Origin of the sequence: Streptomyces sp. SID3343, from assembly GCF_009865215.1 — a bacterium.
Lineage (GTDB): Bacteria > Actinomycetota > Actinomycetes > Streptomycetales > Streptomycetaceae > Embleya.
In genome coordinates this window covers 1-375 of sequence record NZ_WWJX01001063.1, presented here as the reverse complement: position 1 = coordinate 375, position 375 = coordinate 1, and the positions used below count along the sequence as shown (strand labels likewise).

The following is a 375-nucleotide window of genomic DNA, read 5'->3' as shown; positions in this document are numbered from 1 at the left end:
AGCCGCCACACCCGGCCCGCGCCGGGGCCGGAGACGAGTCGCACGGTGACGAGCACCGGATCGGACGCGGGCGGTCGCCACGCGCGCGTCGCCGTCTCGGTCGGCGCGGGTTCACCCAGACCGATCAGCGCGCCGGCGCGGATACCGCTGGCCCCTACGCGCTGATCGGGATTGAGCCGGCGATCCCCCAGGAACAGATCGGCGGCGCCCAGCACGGAACCGAGATCGGCGACGGTCGCCGAATCGGGGACGTCCAGCAGGTGATCGGTGCGCCGGCCCTGGGGGTCGGTGGTGGTTACGGCGAGGTTCACGGGGGTCCAACTCTCGCGGGGGAGGGGGAGTGGAGGAGCGGAGGGAGAGGGGGAGGGCGAGGCC

1 protein-coding gene is annotated in these 375 nt (G+C 74.4%); it reads right to left on the bottom strand.

Annotated features, from left to right (window positions below; translation table 11 throughout):
• Window positions 1-311, bottom strand: a 311-nt coding sequence (locus GT354_RS33200; protein ID WP_161360076.1) for a hypothetical protein, incomplete at its 3' end; no start/stop codon positions are given.
• Window positions 312-375 lie beyond the last annotated feature (64 nt).